The sequence below is a fragment of the Pseudomonas sp. RHF3.3-3 genome, from assembly GCF_048069595.1.
Classification (GTDB): Bacteria; Pseudomonadota; Gammaproteobacteria; order Pseudomonadales; family Pseudomonadaceae; genus Aquipseudomonas; species Aquipseudomonas fuscovaginae_B.
The window spans coordinates 5,977,788-6,000,170 of the sequence record NZ_CP182250.1 but is presented as its reverse complement, the minus strand read 5'-3'; the positions used below and the strand labels follow the sequence as shown (position 1 = coordinate 6,000,170).

The window sequence follows — 22,383 nt, the reverse complement described above, 5'->3', positions numbered from 1 at the left end:
TCAGTCCTTGCGGCGCTTGAGCTGATCGGTGAGCTGGGTCGGCAGGCCCTTGATGATCAGTGTGCCGGCTTCCTCGTCATACTCGATCTTCGAGCCCAGCAGGTGTGCCTCGAAGCTGATGGACAGCCCTTCGGCCCGACCGGTGAAGCGGCGGAACTGGTTCAGGGTGCGTTTGTCTGCCGGGATTTCCGGGGACAGGCCGTAGTCCTTGTTGCGAATGTGTTCGTAGAACGCCCGGGGGCGATCCTCGTCGATCAGCCCCGAGAGTTCCTCCAGGGCCACCGGCTCGCCGAGTTTCGCCTGGCTGCTGGCATAGTCGACCAGGGCCTTGGTTTTCTCGCGGGCGTCGTCTTCGGGCAGGTCCTCGCTCTCGACGAAGTCGCTGAAGGCCTTGAGCAGGGTACGGGTTTCGCCCGGGCCGTCGACGCCTTCCTGGCAGCCGATGAAGTCGCGGAAGTACTCCGAGACCTTCTTGCCGTTCTTGCCCTTGATGAAGGAAATGTACTGCTTGGACTGCTTGTTGTTCTGCCACTCGGAAATATTGATCCGCGCGGCCAGGTGCAACTGGCCCAGGTCCAGGTGCCGGGACGGCAGGACGTCCAGTTCGGCGTTCACCGCCACGCCTTCGCTGTGGTGCAGCAGGGCGATGGCCAGGTAGTCGGTCATGCCTTGCTGGTAGTGGGCGAACAGCACGTGGCCGCCGGTGGAAAGGTTGGACTCCTCCATCAGCTTCTGCAGGTGTTCGACCGCCACCCGGCTGAAGGCGGTGAAGTCCTTGCCGCCATCGAGGTACTCCTTCAGCCAGCCGCTGAACGGGTAGGCGCCCGATTCGCCGTGGAAAAGACCCCAGGCCTTGCCTTGCTTGGCGTTGTAGCTTTCATTGAGATCGGCCAGCAGGTGCTCGATGGCCTGGGACTCGCTCAGTTCGGAGTCACGGGCATGGAGCACGGCGGGTGTGCCATCGGGTTTCTTGTCGATCAGGTGGACGATGCAATGACGGATCGGCATGGGCTTCTCGGCTGGTGGTCGGGGGGAGAGGCGCGGCTCCCCGGGTAAAGCCGTCAGTGTACCGTACCGTGGCGCTGAAGCAGCGTTTGGCGGAACAAACTTGACCAATCAGCGGTTTCTGGCAGTTTTTTTTCGAAAACGAGCGCAAAAGCTGACCAAATGGCTAGGTAGAGGCGGATATTTCCCCGTCTCTGTGCTAGCTTTGCCCCGTCTTGCGCCAAGGTATGCGCGCAAAGCGTGTTTTCAGCAGGTGTCAGGTCGAACCAAACCCCGTTTTTGTTATCTACATCCGCGATCCGTCGCGGTTTATCAGCGGGGTGTCAGGTCCAAAAGGCTTGGCTCGATGGCTGGCACTGCACTCTGCAATCCAAATGAATTTGATAGGGAAGGAACATCTCAATGGCTATTACCAAAGACCAACTGATCGCCGATATCGCCGAAGCTACCGCTCTGCAGAAGACTGAAGTGCGCAAGGTTCTCGAGCAACTGACCGATATCGTTGCTGATCAGCTGGAAAACGGCGGCGAAATCACTCTGCCAGGCGTTGGCAAACTGAAAGTGACCGAGCGTCCTGCCCGTACTGGCCGTAACCCTTCGACTGGCGCTGCCATCGAAATCGCTGCCAAGAAAGTGATCAAGCTGGTTGTAGCCAAGGCCCTGACCGACGCTGTCAACAAGTAAGATGCCGTGAAACCGTGCCTTGGAGCGATCCGGGCACGGTTTTTTTTCGCCTGCGAAATGGCGTTGTTCGATTTATCCCCGGCTTGGCCCGCCGGCAGGCATCCAGCGTTCCTGGCGCCAGGCCTGTTGCCGGGCCTTGTCCTGGAAGGTCCAGGCGACGAAGCGGCTCTGCTTCTGGCCCTGGGACATCTCCACGACCCGGCTTTCCAGGACACCGGCCTTCTTCAGGGCCGCCTCGATGGCAGGCAGGTTCGAGGCCTTCGATACCAGCGTACTGAACCACAGCACCTGGTTCGCCAGCGGCGAGCTTTCGCTGATCAGTTGCGTCACGAAGCGCGCCTCGCCACCTTCGCACCACAACTCCGCCGCCTGGCCGCCAAAGTTCAGCACCGGCAGCTTGCGCTTGGGGTCGGCCTTGCCGAGGGCCTTCCATTTACGTCGACTGCCACTCCGGGCCTCATCGAGGGAGGCGTGAAACGGCGGATTGCACAGGGTCAGGTCAAAATGCTCGTCACTGCCCAGCAGGCCGCTGAGGATGTGTTTCGGGTTGTCCTGCTGGCGCAGGCTGATGGCCCTGTTCAGGCCGTTGGACTGGACGATCGCCTTGGCGGCGGCAAGGGCCGTGGGGTTGATGTCGGAGCCGAGGAACTGCCAGCGATAGTCGCCATGGCCGATCAGCGGGTAGATGCAGTTGGCCCCGACGCCGATATCCAGCACCCGCACGGCAGCACCACGGGGAATCACGCCGTCGTTGTGTTCGGCCAGCAGGTCGGCGAGGAAGTGCACGTAGTCGGCCCGGCCCGGTACTGGCGGGCAGAGGAAGTCCGCCGGGATGTCCCAGTGGGCGATGCCGTAGAAGGCCTTGAGCAGGGCCCGGTTGAACACGCGCACGGCCGCCGGGTCGGCGAAGTCGATGCTTTCCTTGCCGTAGGGGTTGATGATCACGAACTGGCCCAGCTCCGGGCAGCCCTTGATCAGTTGCGGGAAGTCATAACGCCCCTGGTGACGGTTGCGCGGATGCAGTGCGGCTTTTTCGCGTGGCTGTGCCGCCTTGGCCGGGGCGGCCTTGGCGGGTTTTTTACGGGGGGGCTTGGGTTTGCTTGGGGCGTTCATGGGCAGGGTCGGTTCAGGTAAGGCTCGATTGACCGGCATTGTCCCACATTCGCCCGCTCAGGGCTGGAATGCGCCGATGAAGATCGCCGGGTCGACCCGGGCGTCGTTCAGGCTGATGTTCCAGTGCATGTGCGGCCCGGTGGCGCGTCCGGTGGCGCCGACCTTGCCGACTACGGCACCGCGGGCCAGGGTCTGGCCGACCTGCACGTCGATCTTCGACATGTGGCAGAACATGCTGATGAAACCCTGGCCGTGATCGACGAACACGGTGTTGCCGTTGAAGAAGTAGTTGCCGGTGAGGATCACCTTGCCGGCGGCCGGTGTCTTGATCGGCGTACCGGCCGGCACCGCGAAGTCCAGCCCGGCGTGGGGGTTGCGTTCCTCGCCGTTGAAGAACCGGCGTACGCCGAAGCGGCTCGACAATGGGCCGTTCACCGGTTTGTCCAGCAGCAGGTTGCTCGGCGTGCCCGGACTGAAGCTGCGATAGGCGCGCAGTTGCACCGCCAGTTCCTCATCGATGCGCTTGAGGTCGGCCGGGTTGGGATTGACCTGGCGGGTGTTCTTCAGCGTGATGTGCTGTTCCGGGTATTGCTTGCTGCCGACGCTGAAACCGAGATTACGGCTGCCCGAGCTGATCTGCTGGTTGCCGGGCTTGACGCTCAGCGGGATGCCGACGATCGCCAGCCAGTTGTTCTGCTCTTTGACCACCAACACCGGTTTGCCCTGGTAACTGGCCTTGGGCGCCTGGGCCGCCGTGCCGAGGTCGACCACGGCGACGCCGCCGGGTACCGGTTTGTTCAGCAGGCGGGTGATGTAGCTGTCGGCGTGGGCATTGCAGGCCAGGCCCAGGAGCAGCAGGGCGGCAAGAAAACGCGGCATGTTCAGATCCCTTGAAAGTCAGTCCAGTAGCGAGAGGGTCACGGGTGTCAGGTGGTTGTCCTCGACCCGCACCTGCAATTCGCCCTCGGCCAGTTTCGCCTTCAGCCGTTGGCCGGGGCGGGTCTGCCCGGCATTGCGGATGGCCTGGCCGCGTTCGTCCAGCAGGATGCTGTAGCCGCGTCCGAGGGTCGCCAGCGGGCTGACCACATGCAGGGTTTGCATCTGGCTCTGCAACTGCAGGCGCCGCGCCTTCAGGCCCTCGCGCATGGCTCGGGGCAGGCGTTCGGCAAGGCTGTCCAGGCGTTGGCGCAGCAGCGCCAACTGACGGCCCGGATGCTGGCCGGCGAGGCGGGTTTCCAGGCGCAGGAGCTTTTGTCGGCGGTTATCGAGCTGGCGTTCAAAGGCCCGGCGCAAGCGCATGTCCAGGTCATCCAGGCGCTGGGCCTGCTGACGCAGGCGTTCGCCCGGATGCCGCAGGCGCCGGGCCAGGCCGTCCAGGCGCAGGCGCTCACGCGCCAGTCGGTCCTGCATGCGCATCACCAGGCGACGATGCAGGTTCTCGACCCGGCGTTGCAGGTCGCTGGAATCGGGGGCCAGCAGTTCGGCCGCGGCCGAGGGCGTCGGGGCACGCACGTCGGCGACGAAGTCGCTGATGGACACATCGGTTTCGTGGCCGATGGCGCTGACGATCGGCGTCACGCAGGCATCCACGGCGCGGGCGACCGCTTCTTCGTTGAAGCACCAGAGGTCTTCCAGCGAGCCGCCGCCGCGGGCCAGGATCAGCGCGTCGAAACCCTTGGCGTCGGCGATTTTCAGGGCGCGAACGATCTGCGCGGTGGCCTCGCGGCCCTGGACCGCAGTGGGGATCAGGGTCAGTTCCACCTGCGGTGCGCGCCGACGGAAGACGCTGATGATGTCGCGGATCACTGCGCCGGTCGGCGAACTGACGATACCGATCCGTTGGGGGTGGGCCGGCAACGGGACCTTGCGTTGCGCGCTGAACAGGCCTTCGGCACCGAGCTTTTCCTTCAAGGCTTCGAACGCCAGGCGCAGCGCGCCATCACCGGCCGGTTCGACGGTGTCGAGAATCAACTGGTAATCGCCGCGGCCCTCGAACAGCGAGACCTTGCCGCGCACCTTGACCGCCAGGCCATCCTTCAGGGCCTGGCGTACGCGGGCGGCGTTCTGCCGGAACAGCGCGCAGCGCACCTGGGCGCCGCTGTCCTTGAGGGTGAAATACACGTGGCCGGAGGCCGGGCGGGCGAGGTTGGAGATTTCGCCTTCGACCCAGACATTGCTGAACACGTCTTCCAGCAACACCCGCGCGCGGCCGTTGAGCTGACTGACAGTAAGGACTTCGCGGTCGAGGCCCAGACGGGAAAAGGGGTCTTTGATCATGGCGGGCATGATAAAGGCATTTGCTGGCCGATCACCATGCTCAGTGAATGGAGGCCACTATTCTTGTGGGTTTATCAGGATGGCTTTTTTGCGGCCACCCAACAGGAACTTCCGTGTCTGGAAGGGCGCAATCGCCAGCCAGCCTGGCCCCACAAGGGGCAATCAGTGTTGCAGGTGCTGCCGGAAGCACTCGACGAACTGTGCCACCAGCGGTGTCGGTTCCTGGCGGCAGGCCAGGGCCAGGGTGCTCTGGCAGTCCGGGTCACTGAGTGGCAGGAAGTGGATGTTGGCCGGGGCGATGTCCCGCATCGACTCCGGCAGCAGGGCGATGCCGAACCCGGCCTGGATCAGTTGCAACTGAGTGGTCTTGCGCGATACCACTCGGGCCGCCTTGGGAAAGAACCCCTGGCGCATGCACAGCTCGGCCGACAGGTAACTCAAGCCACCCCGCTGGGGATGGGGGATGGAGATGAAGGCTTCGTCCCTGAGCAGTGCCAGGTCAATGCCTTCGGTCGACCCCGCCAGCGCATGGTCCGGTGGCACGGCCAGCAACAGGCGCTCGCTGAACAGCGGCAGGATCTGTACGCCTTCGCGCTGGCGCAGCACCGGCAGGCGCAACAGGCCGACATCCAGCCGACCCTCGGCCAACTCTTCAAGTTGCGCCTCGGAAGACAACTTGGCGATATCCATCGAAGCGCCCGGGCTCTGCTCCAGGTAATGACCGATTGCCCGCAGCAGGCGTCCGCTCATCGGCACGGTGCTGGAATGGCTCAGGCGCAACGTGCCCAGTTGGCCATTGCCGACCTGGGTCGCCAGCTCGCTGGCCTTGTTCAATTCGTTCAGCAGGTTTCTCGCCCTTGGATAGAAGGCCTCGCCAGCCGCTGTCAGCCGCGGCTGGCGTGCGGTGCGCTCGAAAAGGGGCGTTTGCAGGTGATGTTCCAGTTCCTTGATCTGCCGGCTCAAGGCGGACTGGGCAATGAACAGGCGCTCGGCGGCCGCACTGAAACTGCCGGAGTCGGCGATTTCGACGAAGTAACGCAACTGGCGGGTGGAAATCACAAGTCATGCCTTTTCGAGATGAGTGAAGGGCTTTGAACATATTAGTCGCAAGGCTCGCCAATGGCTAAAGTCAAGCGAACCCATTGTGGAAGTCGTTTCTCATGAGTGTCGTCGCGTTGTTGAGCCAGTGGCCGTTCAGTGCCACCGACTGGCTGGTGGTGGAACTGGGTGTCGCCCTGGCCTATATCGTCTTTGGCGTGGCCGGTTTCGGTACGGCGCTGGTGGCCGGTCCGATCCTGCTCCTGTTCATGCCGTTGTCGAAGATCGTGCCGTTGCTGGTGTTGCTGGATTTCGTCGCGGCGTTCGGCAACCTGCTGCCGTCGCGCAAGGATGTCGCCCGCTCGGAACTGTTGCGCCTGTTGCCCTGCATGGCGGTGGGTTGCACCCTGGGCGTGGTGTTCCTGCTCAACCTCAAGTCCGACATCCTGCTGTTGCTGATGGGCCTGTTCATCAGCGCCTATGCCCTCTACAGCCTGCTGATCAAGGTTCGGCCCACACAGTTGAAGGCTGGCTGGGCAGTGCCCATGGGGACGATGGGCGGGATGTTCGGCGCGTTGTTCGGCAGTGGCGGCTTTCTCTATGCGATCTACCTCAACAGCCGGCTGCCCAAGGATGCGGCCCGGGCCACGCAGAGCGCGCTGATCAGTTGCAGCACGGTGGTGCGTCTGTCGCTGTTCGTGATCGCCGGGGTCTACGCCGAACTACCTTTATTACTGTTGGCGCTGTGCCTGCTGCCGGCAATGGCGTTGGGGCTGTGGATCGGCCGGCGGGTGACGGCGAGATTGTCCCGTGAAGCCTTCGTGCGTCTGGTGACCTGGCTGGTGCTGGCCAGTGGCATTGCGCTGATCAGCCGCTACTTCAGTGCTTGACCTGGGGGGGCAGGGGATTAAGCTGCTGCGCCGGGTTGCCGAAAAGCTGTTCTCTCCCGACGCACCCGCCCGTAGCCATGAAGTCCCTGAGCATGAACACCCAAAGCATCATCGTCCCGAAAATCTCCACCCTGCCGGTTCACGAACCTCGTGCCCGGGCGATCCTGCGTTGGCTGGTACGCAAGAACATCGTCGAGGAGCAACTGAGTACCTGCGGCCGCACCGGCAATCGCATGGCCTACGCCATCGCCCCCGGTGCGGCCAATGTGGTCCTGCGTCCCGAGGCGCTGCCGTTCGGCGAGCCGATCAACGGCCTGGAGATCGTCACCAAGCGCTGCATCTATACTCCGTCCAGGGGCTTTCTCGAAGAGGCCGGCTGTGCCGAATGCCGCCGGGAAGTCGGCGAGGCGCTGTTCGACAGCCTGGAAGACTGGATGCCGGGGCGCACCGAGAACTTCATCTGCCCATTGTGCGGGCATGAGGACGACATCAACGGTTTCCTGTTCCTTCAGCCCTGCGCCTTCTCCAACCTGGGATTCATCTTCAATAACTGGCTGGAAGCCGGTTTTAGGCAGGCGTTTCTCGACGAGTTCGCCGACTGGCTGGATCAGCCCGTCGCCTGGGTGCAGGTCGAGCTGTAAATAGGCCAAGGTTTACATTGAGCCGGGGCCCTGGTGTGAGTATAATGGCGCGCTTCCATTTTCCCGCCCGGGAGCCCCCGCGATGCTGCGTATCAGCCAAGAAGCCCTGACTTTCGACGACATTCTCCTTGTGCCCGGTTATTCCGAGGTGCTTCCCAACGAAGTCAGTCTCAAAACCCGTCTCACCCGTGGCATCGAGCTGAATATTCCGCTGGTTTCCGCTGCCATGGACACCGTCACCGAAGCTCGTCTGGCCATTGCCATGGCCCAGGAAGGCGGTATCGGTATCATCCACAAGAACATGACCATCGAGCAGCAGGCTGCCGAAGTGCGCAAGGTCAAGAAGTTCGAGGCCGGTGTCGTCAAGGACCCGATCACCATCGAGGCCGACGCCTCGGTCCGTGACCTGCTCGAACTGACCCGCATGCACAACATCTCCGGCGTGCCAGTGCTGCACGATGGCGACCTGGTGGGTATCGTCACTTCCCGTGACGTGCGTTTCGAAACCCGCCTGGATGTCCCTGTCCGCGAAGTGATGACGCCGAAAGAGCGTCTGGTCACCGTTCGTGAAGGTGCCGACAAGGCCGAAGTCCGTGCGCTGCTGCACAAGCACCGCCTGGAAAAGGTCCTGATCGTCGACGACAAGTTCGCCCTCAAGGGCATGATGACCGTCAAGGACATCGAGAAATCCAAGGCCTACCCGCTGGCCAGCAAGGACGACCAGGGTCGTCTGCGCGTCGGTGCCGCGGTCGGCACCGGCAAGGACACTGGCGACCGCGTGACCGCGCTGGTCAATGCCGGCGTTGACGTGGTGGTGGTCGACACCGCCCACGGTCACTCCAAGGGTGTGATCGACCGCGTTCGCTGGGTCAAGGAAAACTTCCCGCAGGTGCAGGTGATCGGCGGCAACATCGCCACCGGCGCTGCGGCCAAGGCCCTGGCCGAGGCGGGCGCGGATGCGGTCAAGGTCGGTATCGGCCCGGGCTCGATCTGCACCACCCGTATCGTCGCCGGTGTCGGCGTCCCGCAGATCAGCGCCATCGCCAACGTCGCCGCTGCCCTTGAAGGCACCGGTGTTCCGCTGATCGCCGACGGTGGCATCCGTTTCTCCGGCGACCTGTCCAAGGCCATCGTGGCCGGCGCCTCCTGCGTGATGATGGGTTCGATGTTCGCCGGTACCGAAGAAGCGCCAGGCGAGATCGAACTGTTCCAGGGCCGTTCCTACAAGGCCTACCGCGGCATGGGTTCGCTGGGTGCGATGGCGCAGTCCCAGGGTTCCTCCGACCGCTACTTCCAGGACTCCTCCGCAGGTGCCGAGAAGCTGGTGCCGGAAGGTATCGAAGGTCGCGTACCCTACAAGGGCACCCTGACCGCCATCGTTCACCAACTGATGGGCGGCCTGCGTTCCTCGATGGGCTACACCGGCAGCGCCAACATCGAGGAGATGCGCACCAAGCCCGAGTTCGTGCGTATCACCGGTGCCGGCATGGCCGAATCTCACGTCCACGACGTGCAGATCACCAAGGAAGCTCCAAACTATCGCGTAGGCTGATAGTGATCGCCTCCTGGCGCTGGTCGGGAGGCGATTGACGAATTTGAACCGGGGCTGTTGATGACAGCCCCGTGTTGTTTCTGATTTCACAGACGAGAATGAGCCATGGCCCTCGACATTCACGCCCACCGCATCCTGATCCTCGACTTCGGTTCCCAGTACACCCAACTGATCGCCCGCCGCGTGCGTGAGATCGGGGTGTACTGCGAGCTGCATCCGTTCGACATGGACGACGAGGCGATTCGCGAATTCGCTCCCAAAGGCGTCATCCTCGCCGGCGGCCCCGAGTCGGTACACGAAGCCAACAGCCCACGCTGCCCGCAGGCGGTGTTCGAACTGGGCGTACCGGTCTTCGGTATCTGCTACGGCATGCAGACCATGGCCGAACAGATGGGCGGCAAGGTCGAAGGTTCCGAGCTGCGTGAATTCGGTTACGCCCGCGTTGACGTGGTCGGCAAGAGCCGTCTGCTGGACGGTATCGAGGACCACATCGACGCCGACGGCCTGTACGGCCTCGACGTGTGGATGAGCCATGGTGACAAGGTCACCCGGATGCCGGAGAACTTCCACATCCTGGCCAGCACCCCGAGCTGCCCGATCGCCGGCATGTTCAACGACGACCTGCGCTACTACGGCGTGCAGTTCCATCCAGAGGTGACCCACACCAAGCAGGGCGGCCGCATCCTGTCGCGTTTCGTCCTCGACATCTGTGGTTGCGAAGCGCTGTGGACCCCGTCGCACATCGCCGACGACGCCATTGCCCAGATCCGCGCCCAGGTTGGCAGCGACAACGTCCTGCTGGGCCTGTCCGGCGGTGTCGACTCCTCGGTGGTCGCGGCGCTGCTGCACAAGGCTATCGGCGACCAGTTGACCTGCGTATTTGTCGACAACGGCCTGCTGCGCCTGCACGAAGGTGACCAGGTGATGGCCATGTTCGCCGAGAACATGGGCGTCAAGGTGATCCGCGCCAACGCCGAGGAGCAGTTCCTCAACAACCTGGCCGGCGAAGCCGACCCGGAGAAGAAGCGCAAGATCATCGGTCGCACCTTCATCGACGTGTTCGATGCCGAATCCTGCAAGCTGAACAACATCAAGTTCCTGGCCCAGGGCACCATCTACCCGGACGTGATCGAATCGGCTGGCGCGAAGAGCGGCAAGGCCCACGTGATCAAGTCCCACCACAACGTCGGTGGCCTGCCGGAAGAGATGAACCTCAAGCTGGTCGAGCCGTTGCGCGAGCTGTTCAAGGACGAGGTTCGTCGCCTCGGCCTGGAACTCGGTCTGCCGTATGACATGGTCTACCGTCACCCATTCCCGGGCCCGGGCCTGGGCGTGCGGATCCTTGGCGAAGTGAAGAAGGAATACGCCGACCTGCTGCGTCGCGCCGACCACATCTTCATCGAGGAACTGCGCAAGGCCGATTGGTACCACAAGGTCAGCCAGGCTTTCGTGGTGTTCCAGCCGGTGAAATCGGTAGGTGTGGTCGGTGACGGCCGTCGCTACGCCTGGGTCGTGGCCCTGCGTGCGGTGGAAACCATCGACTTCATGACTGCGCGCTGGGCGCACCTGCCTTACGAACTGCTGGAGACGGTCAGCGGCCGGATCATCAACGAGATCGAAGGCATTTCCCGCGTGACCTACGATGTGTCGAGCAAGCCGCCGGCAACTATCGAGTGGGAGTGATCCCTGCCTGATGTAGGCTCAAGGCGTTAAAACAATGGCGGTCGATACCTCGGTATCGACCGCCATTGTCGTTTCTGGCTATAGGAAAATTCGCTGCTCTTAACCGTCGCAATATCCTGAAAACACACTGGTCTTCTTGCGTTTTCTATCTCTGTACACTCAAGAAACTCTCGCGCGGAGCCCCGACCATGGTGATCAAGAGCGGACTGCGTTTCATGCAGAAAGCTGGACCGGCCAATCGCGGTTGACAAAATGTCAACTTTTTATCATTCTATATCCGTGGGCATGAAACGACATGCACGTCATATCCAGAAAGCCGTTCAGCGATGCGGCAAGAGCCTACCCAAACGATGTTGAAGCTATCGACCGCACCTATCGGGTCTTGCGATCCGGCGAGTTCGATACACCGCAGGCGCTTAGGAAGGTTTTTCCATCACTGGACAACTTCAAATACAAGGATAAGTGGTGGGTACTCGACATTGGTGGCAACAATCTTCGCCTGATTGCCTTCATCGAGTTTCGCGACAACCGCCTGTACGTCAAGCACATCGTGACTCATGCCGAGTACGACAAGCTTTGCAAACGTTACCGGAAGGAGGCTGATTGATATGGGGTTTGCCGCCATCAAGGAAAAAGCCCATGCCTTGTTCAGCGAGGCGGGCTTCATTAGCCGCATAGCCAATGATGACGACTACGCCAAGGCGCTGGCGTTGATGGATGATCTGCTTGAGGACTATGAGGTCAACCGTCCGCTGATCGAAATCCTGGCTCGCTCCATTGAGAGTTGGGAAAACGAGTCTGAGGAGTTTGTGGCGTTCAACGCACGGGTGGCAAAGTTGGGAGGCGTTGACGTGCTTCGGTTGCTGATGGAGCAACATGGTCTAGGAGTGGCTGATCTGCCAGAGATTGGTAGCAAGTCACTGGTGTCCAAGATTCTTAATGGCCGTGGCCGCAACTTGACCCGCGACCACATTGCGGCATTGAGTAAGCGGTTTGCGGTCAGTCCTGCACTTTTCTTTTGATCGCGCCACTTTTCCATCCATACCGGCAGCTTCAGGTGCGTTAAGTGTTGCTCATCTCCCTGTTGACCTTGCCGAGAGACTTCGATTGGCATCTGACTTGATCACGTCATTGAAGTGGTGCCGGACCTGGTCGGGCTCACCAAGGCCACCGGCAAACTCGGTGCGGTGAGCCCCGAGTTGCTGGCACTGGTGCTGTGAATCATCGGCTGGCAGCGCCTCAGCGGCGCGCCACATCCGAAAAGTAGAACTTGTCCAGCGTATGCCGCGACTCGGTGTACTCGAACTGCCGGCCGTCCTGCAGGAAGGTCTGGTTCTTCACCACGATCACGTGGCTGGCGCCGTCCAGGTCCAGGTGCTGCAGGTCGTCCTTGCTGCAGCGCATCGCCTCGATGGTGCGCTGGGCGAAGCTGATGTTCAGTTGCAGGGTTTGCTCGATGTAGGCGTAGATCGAGTGTTCGGCGATCTCCCGGGTGAGGCCGGGAATCAGCTCGGCGAGGAAGTGGTTGATGTCGAGAATGATCCGCTTGCCGTCGATGCGCCTGACCCGCTTGATCCGGATCACCGGGCTGCCCGGTTCGCCCTGCAGGCGTTCCTGCAGGAAACCCTCCAGCGGTACTTCACTGAACTCCACGACTTCCGTACCGATGTTGTTGCCCAGGCTCGAATGGGCTTCCTGGAAGGTGACGATGCCGCCGAGCTGGAACTCGATCGGGCTGCGTGACAGCACGAAGGTGCCCTTGCCGTGGATCTTCTGGGCAAAACCCCGTTCCTGCAACTGCTCGATGGCCTTGCGCACGGTGCCGCGGCTGGCCTGGTAGCTGTCCATCAGCTCGGTTTCCGAAGGGAGCCGGGCGCCTTTTTCCAATTGTTCGGTGGTGATGCTGGCAAGCAGATCGCTGTAGATCTGGTTGTATTTGCTCATGGTGTTCGCTCTGGATCGGAAATCGCCCGGTAACAGCGTAGCGGACGGGATGTCCCAAGGAATGGAACCTTAAGGGCAGGTCGAGGCTTTGTCCATTTGTCGGGCTTTTTGCCAATAAACGCTCAACTCGTCTGTACGAGTTGTTGCTTTAACTCGTACAGACGAGTAACGTCTACTCATGTGCTGCGACAACCTCCAATAACAATCAGCGCGGAAGAAAAATCATGAGCCACGACTATCCGAATATAGCCCGCCAGTTGCTGAGCAGCCTCGGCGGTGCCGACAACCTCGAGCAGGCCGCTCACTGCGTCACCCGCCTGCGGCTGGCGCTCAAGGACCCGAACAAGGTCGACCGGGCCGCGTTGTCCGCGATCGATCTGGTCAAGGGCTCGTTCTTCACCGGCGGGCTGTTCCAGATCGTCATCGGTCCCGGCGAGGTGGAGCGGGTTTACGCCGCGCTGCGCGAGGCCACCGGCCTCGCCGCATCGACCATCGCCGACGTCAAGAAGGCCGGCGCCGACAAGAGCAACGCCATGCAACGCCTGGTGCGGGTGTTCTCCGATGTGTTCATGCCGATCCTGCCGGCGCTGATCATTGCCGGCCTGCTGATGGGGGTGAACAACCTCATGGGCGCCAAGGGCATGTTCGTCGATGGCAAGACGCTCCTCGAAGCCTATCCGTCGCTGGAGGGGCTGTGGAGCCTGATCAATCTCATGGCCAACACCTCGTTCGTGTTCCTGCCGGCGCTGGTCGGCTGGTCGGCGGCCAAGCGTTTCGGCGGTAGCGAAATCCTCGGTATCGTCCTTGGCCTGATGCTGGTCCATCCCGACCTGCTCAACGCCTGGAACTACGGCAAGGCGGTGGCCGGCCTCGACGGTCAGAGCCTGCCGTACTTCGATATCTTCGGCTGGTTCCGGATCGAGAAGGTCGGCTACCAGGGGCAGATCCTGCCGATCCTGCTGGCCGCCTACGTCATGAGTGTGATCGAGAAATGGCTGCGCGCGCGGGTACCGAATGCCGTCCAGTTGCTCGTGGTGCCGATTACCACCATCGTCGTCACCGGTGTTCTGGCCCTGGCGATCATCGGCCCGGTGACCCGTCACCTGGGCATCCTGATCACCGAGGGGATGGTCTGGCTGTTCGACGTGGCACCGGCGGTCGGCGGTGCGGTGTTCGGTCTGTTGTATGCGCCGCTGGTGATCACCGGCATGCACCACATGTTCCTCGCAGTGGACCTGCAACTGATCTCCGGCCATGGCGGTACCTTCATCTGGCCGATGATCGTGATGTCCAACCTGGCCCAGGGCAGTGCAGCGCTCGCGGTGTTCTACATGAGCCGCAACGCCCGGGATCGCAGCATGGCCTCGACTTCGGCGATTTCCGCCTACTTCGGCATCACGGAACCTGCGATGTTCGGCGTCAACCTGCGCTACAAGTTCCCGTTCTACGCCGCCCTGATCGGCTCGGCCCTGGCCAGCGTGTTCCTGTCGCTGAACAAGGTGCTGGCCTCGGCCATCGGTGTGGGCGGCCTGCCGGGTTTCATCTCGATCGTCCCGCAGTCGATTCCGGTGTTCATCATCGGCATGGCCGTCGCGATGCTCGTGCCCTTTGCCCTGACCTGTGCGCTGAGCCTGAAGATCGTGCGCCCCGGCTATCGCGTCGCCTGATATCGACTCCACCGACTACAAGGGAATCTCCATGCAAGACTGGCAACGCTCGGTGATCTACCAGATCTATCCGAAGAGCTTCCATAGCCATGCAGGCCTGCCCACCGGCGACCTGCTGGGGGTGGTCGACAAGCTCGACTACCTGAAGTGGCTGGGGGTCGACTACCTGTGGATCACGCCGTTCCTGCGCTCGCCGCAACGCGATAACGGCTATGACATCAGTGACTACTACGCCATCGACCCGAGCTACGGGACCATGGCCGATTGCGAGTTGCTGATTGCCGAGGCCGGCCGACGCGGGATTCGGCTGATGCTCGATATCGTGGTCAATCACACGTCCATCGAACATGCCTGGTTCCAGCAGGCCCGCAGCAGCCTGGACAACCCCTACCGCGACTTCTACATCTGGCGTGACCAGCCGAACAACTGGCAGTCGAAATTTGGCGGCAACGCCTGGGAGTACGAGGCGCAGACCGGCCAGTACTACCTGCACCTGTTCGATCACACCCAGGCCGACCTGAACTGGGACAACCCCCGGGTACGTGAGGAAGTGTTCCGCATGATGCGCTTCTGGCGCGACAAGGGTGTCGGTGGTTTCCGCCTGGACGTGATCAACCTGATCTCCAAGCCGAAGGACTTTCCCGAGGATGCCTCCGATGGCCGGCGTTTCTATACCGACGGTCCGAACGTTCACCAGTACCTGCAGGAAATGCACCGTGAGGTGTTTGCCGGCCATGATCTGATCAACGTCGGCGAAATGTCCTCCACCAGCCTGGAGCACTGCATCCGCTATTCGCGGCCGGAGTCGCGGGAGCTGTCGATGACTTTCAACTTCCATCACCTGAAGGTCGATTACCCGAACATGGAAAAGTGGGTGTGTGCCGATTTCGACTTCCTCGAACTCAAGCGCATCCTCTCCGACTGGCAGCTTGGCATGCAGGCCGGCGGTGGCTGGAACGCGTTGTTCTGGTGCAACCACGACCAGCCGCGGGTGGTCTCGCGCTTTGGCGACGACGGCGAGTATCGCGTGCACTCGGCCAAGATGCTCGCCACGGCGCTGCACTTTCTCCAGGGCACGCCCTACATCTACCAGGGCGAGGAGCTGGGCATGACCAACCCGGGGTTCGAGCACATCGACGACTACCGCGATGTCGAGACCCTCAACATCTATCGCATCCAGCGCGATGCCGGCCAGTCGCCGGAACAGAGCATGGCGGCGATCATGCAGAAGTCCCGCGACAACGGGCGCACGCCGATGCAATGGACTGCCGGTCCGAATGCCGGTTTCACCTCGGCGCAGCCCTGGATCGGCGTGCCGCCGAATTCCGCCTGGATCAACGTCGAACAGCAGTTCGAGGACCCGGATTCGGTGCTTCATCACTACCGCCGGCTGGTGGCACTGCGGCGCAGCGAAGCACTGATGGTCGAAGGCAGCTATCGGCAACTGCTGCCCGAGCATCCGCAGGTCTGGGCCTATGTGCGTGAAGGCCGTGGTGAACGCCTGCTGGTGATCAACAACTTCTATGCCGACAGCTGCGAGATAGCCTTGCCCCACGGGATTTTCGAGCCGGGGCAGCAGCAGCGCCTGCTGATCAGCAACTACCCGGACTGTCCGATCCGGGAGCGGGAACTTTTCCTGCGTCCCTATGAGTCCTTTGTACTTAGTCTTTCAGAAAAATAGGAAAAGTCGTTCATCAAACGCAGCTCGTAGTAGGTCGTGTGCTGGAGGGCCACGTCTGAAAATCGAATCTCGACAATAAAAACAATGAGAACAGCGGAGTGGTTAATGAAGACAATAAGTAGAGGTCTGCTGGTGTCCTGTGTCTGCCTCGGCCTGCCGTTTCCGGCCGAAGCACTGGAGTTCGCCGGCTACCTGCGCAGCGGCATCGGTGGCTCGACCAACGGCGGCAAGCAGAGCTGCTTCCAGTTGCCGGGGGCACCGTCCAAGTATCGCCTGGGCAACGAGTGTGAACAGTATGCCGAACTGGAACTGCGCCAGGACCTGGCGACCCTTGACGACGGTTCGGTGCTGAGCGTCGATGCCATGGCCTCGTTGTACAACCGATATGGCCGCAACCTCAGCTTCGACGGCGAGAACGGCGCGGCGCGGATGCCGCAGATGTATGCCCAGTGGTCGAAAATGCCATCGCTCAACGGTGGTTCGCTGTGGGCCGGGCGACGCTACTACAAACGTAACGACATCCATATCTCCGACTTCTACTACTGGAACCAGAGCGCTACCGGCGGCGGTATCGAGGACGTGCTGATCGGCGACCTCAAGTACAGCTACGCCTTCTCGCGCAAGGACAACCTGTACCAGAAGGACTACATCAACCGGCATGATTTCAACGTCGCCGGCTTCAAGGTCAACCCCGATGGCGAGCTGGAGTTCGGTGTCAGCTATATCGATGCACCGCGGCGCAACGATACCCACCAGGGCTGGGCGATCACCGCGCAGCATGTTCAGAAGAACTTCCTCGGCGGCAAGAACAAGTTCGCCCTGCAATACGGTGAAGGGCCGGGCACCGGCCTTGGCTACACCGGTGACCCGCGCCTGGATACCAGCAGCAGGAGCTACCGGGCGGTGGAGTTCTTCGACTGGCAAGTGACCCCGCGCTTCGGCGGCCAGTTCGAAGCGGTCTACCAGAAGGATATTCGCCCCGACGGCCAGGACCAGAACTGGATCTCCCTGGGCGTGCGTCCGGCCTATGCGCTCACCGAACAGTTCAAGCTGGTGACCGAACTGGGTCATGACCAGATCGAGGCCCCGGGCGGTACCCGCAAGCTCAGCAAGTTCACCTTCGCGCCGACCTGGTCGCCGAAAGGGCCGGACTTCTGGGCGCGTCCCGAAGTTCGTCTGTACTACACCTACGCCAGTTGGAACGCGGCGGCACAACGGGCGGCCAACGAGTTGGCGGCCGGCTCCGCGCTGTCCGACAGCGGCGCGTTCGGCAATGCGCTGCATGGTTCCAACTTCGGCGTACAGGTCGAGTACTGGTGGAAGTAGCTTCATGCCGGGGGCAGGGGCCCGTCGGCGCGTCACGGAACAACAATCAGAAGGTGATCTCATGAGCGCAATTCCTTCCCTGGAACTGCTGGCTCCGCTGTCCGGGGTGCTGATGCCGCTGGACCAGGTGCCCGACCCGGTATTCTCCGGTCGCCTGATCGGCGACGGTGTGTGTATCGATCCGACTTCCGGCGTGCTCTGCGCCCCCCTGGCCGGAGTGGTCAGCAACATCCAGGACAGCGGACATGCCATCAGCATCACCGATGAGCGTGGCGTGCAGGTGCTGATGCATATCGGCCTGGATACCGTGAACCTGGCGGGCAAGGGCTTCACCGCATGGGTCGTCGAGGGTGAGCGGGTGGAGGCGGGCCAGCCGCTGATCGAGTTCGACGCCGATTACCTGGCACTGCATGCCCGCAGCCTGCTGACGCTGGTGCTGGTGGTCAGTGGCGAGCCCTTCAGCGTGCTGGCGGACACGCTGGTCGACAGCGGCCAGCCGCTGCTGCGCCTGGGCTTGCAGGCCCCGTCGAATGGCGTGCCGCTGCCTGAGCATGAAGAGCAGGAGGGCGAGGCGCTGTTCTCCAGGCCGCTGACCCTGCCCAATGCCAACGGCCTGCATGCCCGCCCGGCAGCCGTCCTGGCCCAGGCGGCGAAAGGCTTTGCCGCCAGCATCCAGTTGCACAAGCGCCAGAGCAGTGCCAATGCCAAGTCGCTGGTGGCGATCATGGGCTTGCAGACGGTCCAGGGCGATGTACTGCAACTGAGCGCCATCGGTGAGGACGCCCAGGCGGCCCTCGACAGCCTGATCGCGTTGATTGCCGATGGCTGCGGTGAAACGGGAGTCGCCCAGGCACCGCAGGAAACCTTCGAGGCCCCGGAGCAATCCACCATGACTCTGCTGCGCGGCGTTTGCGCCTCGCCGGGTGCGGCCCTGGGACGGGTGGTGCAACTGGCCGAGCAGGTGCTGAATGTCCAGGAGGTCGGCACTGGCGAGGCACAGGAGCGTGCGCGCCTGGACGCCGCCCTGCTGCAGGCGACCCGGGAGTTGCAGGCCTTGCAGGACAGCGCCGCCGGCAGCGCCCAGGTGGAGATCTTCCGCGCCCATCAGGAGCTGCTGGAAGACCCGGATCTGCTGCAGCAGGCGCAGGCGCTGCTGGCTCGGGGCAAGAGTGCGGCCTTTGCCTGGCGGGCGGCCACCGAGGACACCGCCGCCCTGTTCCGGCGTCTTGGCAGCGAATTGCTCGCCGAGCGTGCCCTGGACCTGACGGATGTCGGCCAGCGCGTGCTCCGGCTGATCCTGGGCGTTGAAGAGCGTGCAGCGCCACTGCCGGACGAGGCGATCCTGATTGCCGACCAGCTCACGCCATCGCAGACGGCCAGCCTGGATACCCGGCGGGTCATGGGTTTCGCCACGGTCGGTGGCGGTGCCACCAGCCATGTCGCGATCCTCGCCCGGGCTCTTGGCCTGCCGGCGTTGTGTGGCCTGCCGGTGCAGGTACTGGAGGTCGCCAACGGCACTCCGGTGCTGCTCGATGCCGACCTCGGACAGTTGCATCTCGAGCCCGCAGATGCGGATGTCCGGCAATTGCTGGTCAAGCGCGAGCAGCAGCGCGAACGCCGCGAGCGGGACAGCGAGCTCTCCCACCATGCCGCGTTGACCCGCGACGGCCAGCCTATCGAGGTGACGGCCAACGTCGCCTCGCTGGAGGAGGTGAAGCAGTCCCTGGCCCTGGGCGGGGAAGGGGTCGGTCTGTTGCGTTCGGAGTTCCTCTACCTGGAGCGCAGCAGCGCGCCGAGCGTCGAGGAGCAGGGCGCGACCTACCTGGCGATTGCCCGGGCCCTGGGCCCTGAACGCAACCTGGTGGTTCGCACGCTCGATGTGGGTGGGGACAAGCCGCTGGCCTATGTACCGATGGACAGTGAGGCCAATCCGTTCCTGGGTATACGCGGCATCCGCCTGTGTCTGCAGCGTCCGGAACTGCTGCGTCAGCAACTGCGGGCGATCCTCGCCTGCGCCGGGCAGACGCGGCTGCATATCATGCTGCCGATGGTCGCCCGCCTGTCCGAGCTGCGGGAAGCCCGGCAATGGCTGGTCGAGGAGGCGCGGACGCTGGGGATTGCCGAGCTGCCCAAGCTGGGGATCATGATCGAGGTGCCTTCGGCGGCGTTGATGGCCGACCAGTTCGCGCCAGAGGTGGACTTCTTCTCCATCGGCACCAACGACCTGACCCAGTACACCCTGGCGATGGACCGCGACCATCCGCAACTGGCGAGCCAGGCCGACAGCCTGCACCCGGCGGTGCTGCGCCTGATCGCCAGTACCGTCAAGGCCGCCCATGCCCATGGCAAGTGGGTCGGTGTGTGTGGCGCGCTGGCTTCCGAGGCGCTGGCGGTACCGGTGTTGCTGGGGTTGGGGGTGGATGAACTGTCGGTCAGCGTGCCGTTGATCCCGTCGATCAAGGCGGCGGTGCGGGAAGTCAGCCTGGCTGAATGCCAGGTTCTGGCGCAGCGGATTCTTGGGCAGGAAAGCGCCGAGCAGGTGCGCGGCATCCTGCGTGATCATCAACAGGCGACGGCGGCTGCGCCGGTACTGGAGCACTGAACATGTTCGAGAAATTCAGGCAAGCGTTCTGGAAGGCGCTGACACCGGATCTGGTGCCGGAAACCACGGCCTCAGCGAGCGGTGGCGGACCATTACCGCCGACGGATGAGCTTGCCGAGTCGCTACTGGCGGCGCTGGGCGGGCCGGCCAATCTCAAATCCCGACAGCGGGTGGCGCTGACGCGCTTGCGGGTCGAGCTGCACGATGCCGGCCGGCTCGACCCGTCGGCGTTGCGTAGTGCCGGGGTCCAGGGGCTGATGAGCTTGCCCGGTGGTGTGTTTCATCTGTTGGTGGGGCTGGACTGACGGCTCATTGCCACCCCGGCCTTACTGTTTCCCAACTGCGGGTGTATCGTATTCGCCTTTTGCGAGCCGTGGGCTTGCGGCTGATTCGGTGAGGTGGTTGGGGTCATGTCTTTTTCCCGTCGACAAGTACTCGGTGGCCTGGTCGGCCTGGCGGTCGTAGGTGTGGGAGCCGGTGGTGCGTCGCGCTACTGGCTGGGGAAGATGGCGGACGCCGAGGCCGGGCATGACTACGAACTGATCGCCGCGCCGCTGGACGTCGAGCTGGTGGCGGGACACAAGACTCCGGCCTGGGCCTTCGGCCCCTCGGCGCCGGGCACCGAACTGCGGGTGCGCCAGGGCGAATGGCTGCGGGTGCGTTTCATCAACCACCTGCCGGTGGCGACCACCATCCACTGGCACGGCATCCGCCTGCCGCTGGAGATGGATGGCGTTCCCTACGTTTCGCAACTGCCGGTGCTGCCCGGCGAGTACTTCGACTACAAGTTCCGCGTACCGGATGCCGGCAGCTACTGGTATCACCCCCACGTCAGCAGCAGCGAGGAGTTGGGGCGCGGGCTGGTCGGGCCGCTGATCGTCGAGGAGCGCGAGCCCACCGGGTTCCGCTACGAACGCACCCTCAGCCTGAAGAGCTGGCATGTCGATGAAGAGGGCGCCTTCCTGCCGTTCAGCATTCCCCGTGAGGCCGCCCGGGGTGGCACGGCGGGGCGGCTGTCGACGATCAATGGCGTGTCGCAGGCGGTGGTCGAGCTGCCGGCCGGGCAGATCACCCGGGTGCGCCTGCTCAATCTCGACAACACCCTGACCTACCGCATCAACATCCCCGATGCCGAGGCGCAGATCTATGCCCTGGACGGCAACCCCGTCGAGCCACGGCCGCTGGGCAAGGAATACTGGCTTGGCCCGGGCATGCGTATCTGCCTGGCGATCAAGGCGCCAGCGGCCGGTGAGGAGCTGGCCCTGCGCAACGGCCCGATCCGGCTCGGCACCTTCCGTTCGGTGGCCAACAGCGATGCACCGAGCCAATGGCCACCGGCGCTGCCTGCCAACCCGATTGCCGAGCCGGACCTGGCCAATGCCGAGAAGCTCAACTTCAATTTCGAGTGGGTTGGCTCGGTCTCGGTGAACGTCGATAATGGCAAGCCGCCCAGCCTCTGGCAGATCAACGGCAAGGCCTGGGACATCACCGACAAGACCTGCGCCGACCGGCCCATCGCCAGGCTGGAGAAGGGCAAGAGCTACATTTTCGAATTGAAGAACATGACCCAGTACCAGCACCCGATCCACTTGCACGGCATGAGCTTCAAGGTGCTTGCCTCGAACCGCAAGACCATCGTTCCGTACTTCACCGACACCTACCTGCTGGGCAAGAACGAGCGCGCGCGGGTGGCGCTTGTGGCGGATAACCCGGGGGTGTGGATGTTCCACTGCCATGTGATCGACCACATGGAAACCGGCCTGATGGCCGCCATCGAGGTGGCGTGATGCGGCAGATTCGCCCGGCTGCGATCATCGATCGCAGCCGCGACCAGGATTTCATGCGTGAAGCGTTGGCGCTGGCGGCCGAGGGCGCGGCCCTGGGCGAGGTGCCGGTGGGGGCGGTGCTGGTCCAGAACGGCGAGATCATCGGGCGGGGCTTCAACTGCCCGATCAGCGGCAGCGATCCGAGTGCCCATGCCGAGATGGTCGCCATCCGCGCGGCGGCCCAGGCGGTGAGCAACTACCGGCTGCCGGGCAGCACCCTCTACGTGACCCTGGAACCGTGCAGCATGTGCGCCGGGCTGATCGTCCATTCGCGGATCGCGCGGGTGGTCTACGGTGCCCTGGAGCCCAAGGCCGGTGTGGTGCAGAGCCAGGGGCAGTTCTTCACCCAGGGCTTTCTCAACCACCGGGTGCTGTTCGAAGGTGGGGTGCTCGCCGAGGAGTGCGGCACGATCCTCAGCGAGTTCTTCAAGGCCCGCCGCAGCAAGGCCTGATG

The 22,383-nt window shown here is 63.0% G+C and carries 20 protein-coding genes; 14 read left to right on the top strand and 6 right to left on the bottom strand.

The genetic code is table 11. The annotated features are described in order from the left end of the window. On the bottom strand, positions 1-1,008 hold the full coding sequence (gene yejK / locus ACMGT0_RS26325) for a nucleoid-associated protein YejK (RefSeq protein WP_054057843.1): 1,008 nt from the start codon (positions 1,006-1,008) through the stop codon (positions 1-3). A 399-nt stretch (positions 1,009-1,407) separates the two neighbouring features. Between yejK and ACMGT0_RS26320 the strand changes: the two genes are divergently transcribed. After that, the gene (locus ACMGT0_RS26320; RefSeq protein ID WP_010445708.1) at positions 1,408-1,689 is read left to right on the top strand and encodes an HU family DNA-binding protein; all 282 of its coding nucleotides are present in this window, start codon (positions 1,408-1,410) and stop codon (positions 1,687-1,689) included. Between the two features lie 72 nt (positions 1,690-1,761). On the opposite strand, the gene rlmF is transcribed toward ACMGT0_RS26320, so the two are convergent. The 4 genes from rlmF to ACMGT0_RS26300 form a co-directional block, all read right to left on the bottom strand. Next, the gene (gene rlmF / locus ACMGT0_RS26315) at positions 1,762-2,802 is read right to left on the bottom strand and encodes a 23S rRNA (adenine(1618)-N(6))-methyltransferase RlmF (RefSeq protein WP_054057844.1); all 1,041 of its coding nucleotides are present in this window, start codon (positions 2,800-2,802) and stop codon (positions 1,762-1,764) included. Between the two features lie 57 nt (positions 2,803-2,859). Then, the gene (locus ACMGT0_RS26310; RefSeq protein ID WP_054061698.1) at positions 2,860-3,681 is read right to left on the bottom strand and encodes a M23 family metallopeptidase; all 822 of its coding nucleotides are present in this window, start codon (positions 3,679-3,681) and stop codon (positions 2,860-2,862) included. 18 nt (positions 3,682-3,699) lie between these two features. After that, positions 3,700-5,079, bottom strand: a complete 1,380-nt coding sequence (xseA, locus tag ACMGT0_RS26305; RefSeq protein WP_054061768.1) for an exodeoxyribonuclease VII large subunit — start codon at positions 5,077-5,079, stop codon at positions 3,700-3,702. A gap of 162 nt (positions 5,080-5,241) precedes the next feature. After that, positions 5,242-6,138 (bottom strand): LysR family transcriptional regulator, encoded by an 897-nt coding sequence (locus ACMGT0_RS26300; protein ID WP_416770436.1) that lies wholly within the window; start codon positions 6,136-6,138, stop codon positions 5,242-5,244. 101 nt (positions 6,139-6,239) lie between these two features. On the opposite strand from ACMGT0_RS26300, the gene ACMGT0_RS26295 reads away from it, so the two are divergent. The 6 genes from ACMGT0_RS26295 to ACMGT0_RS26270 all read left to right on the top strand — a co-directional run bounded on the left by ACMGT0_RS26295 (position 6,240) and on the right by ACMGT0_RS26270 (position 11,905). Continuing rightward, positions 6,240-7,007, top strand: a complete 768-nt coding sequence (locus tag ACMGT0_RS26295) for a sulfite exporter TauE/SafE family protein (protein WP_416770434.1) — start codon at positions 6,240-6,242, stop codon at positions 7,005-7,007. 92 nt (positions 7,008-7,099) lie between these two features. Next, positions 7,100-7,648, top strand: a complete 549-nt coding sequence (locus ACMGT0_RS26290; protein ID WP_054057406.1) for a hypothetical protein — start codon at positions 7,100-7,102, stop codon at positions 7,646-7,648. Between the two features lie 82 nt (positions 7,649-7,730). Next, positions 7,731-9,200 carry an IMP dehydrogenase gene (gene guaB, locus ACMGT0_RS26285; RefSeq protein ID WP_054057407.1) on the top strand — a complete coding sequence of 490 codons (1,470 nt, stop codon included), beginning with the start codon at positions 7,731-7,733 and terminating at the stop codon, positions 9,198-9,200. Between the two features lie 105 nt (positions 9,201-9,305). Next, positions 9,306-10,883: a glutamine-hydrolyzing GMP synthase gene (gene guaA / locus ACMGT0_RS26280; protein ID WP_054057408.1), complete on the top strand. Its 1,578-nt coding sequence runs from the start codon at positions 9,306-9,308 to the stop codon at positions 10,881-10,883. Between the two features lie 295 nt (positions 10,884-11,178). After that, on the top strand, positions 11,179-11,490 hold the full coding sequence (locus ACMGT0_RS26275) for a type II toxin-antitoxin system HigB family toxin (RefSeq protein ID WP_017902439.1): 312 nt from the start codon (positions 11,179-11,181) through the stop codon (positions 11,488-11,490). A 1-nt stretch (position 11,491) separates the two neighbouring features. Next, positions 11,492-11,905: a helix-turn-helix domain-containing protein gene (locus ACMGT0_RS26270; RefSeq protein WP_054057409.1), complete on the top strand. Its 414-nt coding sequence runs from the start codon at positions 11,492-11,494 to the stop codon at positions 11,903-11,905. Between the two features lie 217 nt (positions 11,906-12,122). On the opposite strand, the gene treR is transcribed toward ACMGT0_RS26270, so the two are convergent. Next, positions 12,123-12,827 carry a trehalose operon repressor gene (gene treR / locus ACMGT0_RS26265; RefSeq protein WP_054057410.1) on the bottom strand — a complete coding sequence of 235 codons (705 nt, stop codon included), beginning with the start codon at positions 12,825-12,827 and terminating at the stop codon, positions 12,123-12,125. Positions 12,828-13,051: 224 nt separating this feature from the next. Between treR and treP the strand changes: the two genes are divergently transcribed. The 7 genes from treP (at position 13,052) to tadA (ending at position 22,381) form a co-directional block, all read left to right on the top strand. After that, a complete protein-coding gene (treP, locus tag ACMGT0_RS26260) occupies positions 13,052-14,494 on the top strand; it encodes a PTS system trehalose-specific EIIBC component (RefSeq protein WP_054057411.1) in 1,443 nt (480 codons plus the stop codon). A gap of 31 nt (positions 14,495-14,525) precedes the next feature. Next, positions 14,526-16,175 (top strand): alpha,alpha-phosphotrehalase, encoded by a 1,650-nt coding sequence (gene treC / locus ACMGT0_RS26255; protein ID WP_416770431.1) that lies wholly within the window; start codon positions 14,526-14,528, stop codon positions 16,173-16,175. 105 nt (positions 16,176-16,280) lie between these two features. Then, a complete protein-coding gene (locus ACMGT0_RS26250; RefSeq protein WP_054057413.1) occupies positions 16,281-17,501 on the top strand; it encodes a maltoporin in 1,221 nt (406 codons plus the stop codon). Positions 17,502-17,562: 61 nt separating this feature from the next. Then, a complete protein-coding gene (gene ptsP / locus ACMGT0_RS26245; RefSeq protein WP_416770429.1) occupies positions 17,563-20,103 on the top strand; it encodes a phosphoenolpyruvate--protein phosphotransferase in 2,541 nt (846 codons plus the stop codon). 2 nt (positions 20,104-20,105) lie between these two features. Next, positions 20,106-20,408, top strand: coding sequence for a PTS transporter subunit EIIB (locus ACMGT0_RS26240; protein WP_054057415.1), 303 nt, complete (start codon positions 20,106-20,108; stop codon positions 20,406-20,408). Between the two features lie 105 nt (positions 20,409-20,513). Further along, a complete protein-coding gene (locus ACMGT0_RS26235) occupies positions 20,514-21,890 on the top strand; it encodes a multicopper oxidase family protein (RefSeq protein WP_054057416.1) in 1,377 nt (458 codons plus the stop codon). Then, positions 21,890-22,381 (top strand): tRNA adenosine(34) deaminase TadA, encoded by a 492-nt coding sequence (tadA, locus tag ACMGT0_RS26230; protein WP_054057417.1) that lies wholly within the window; start codon positions 21,890-21,892, stop codon positions 22,379-22,381. Before ACMGT0_RS26235 ends, tadA begins: the two co-directional genes overlap by 1 nt. Positions 22,382-22,383 lie beyond the last annotated feature (2 nt).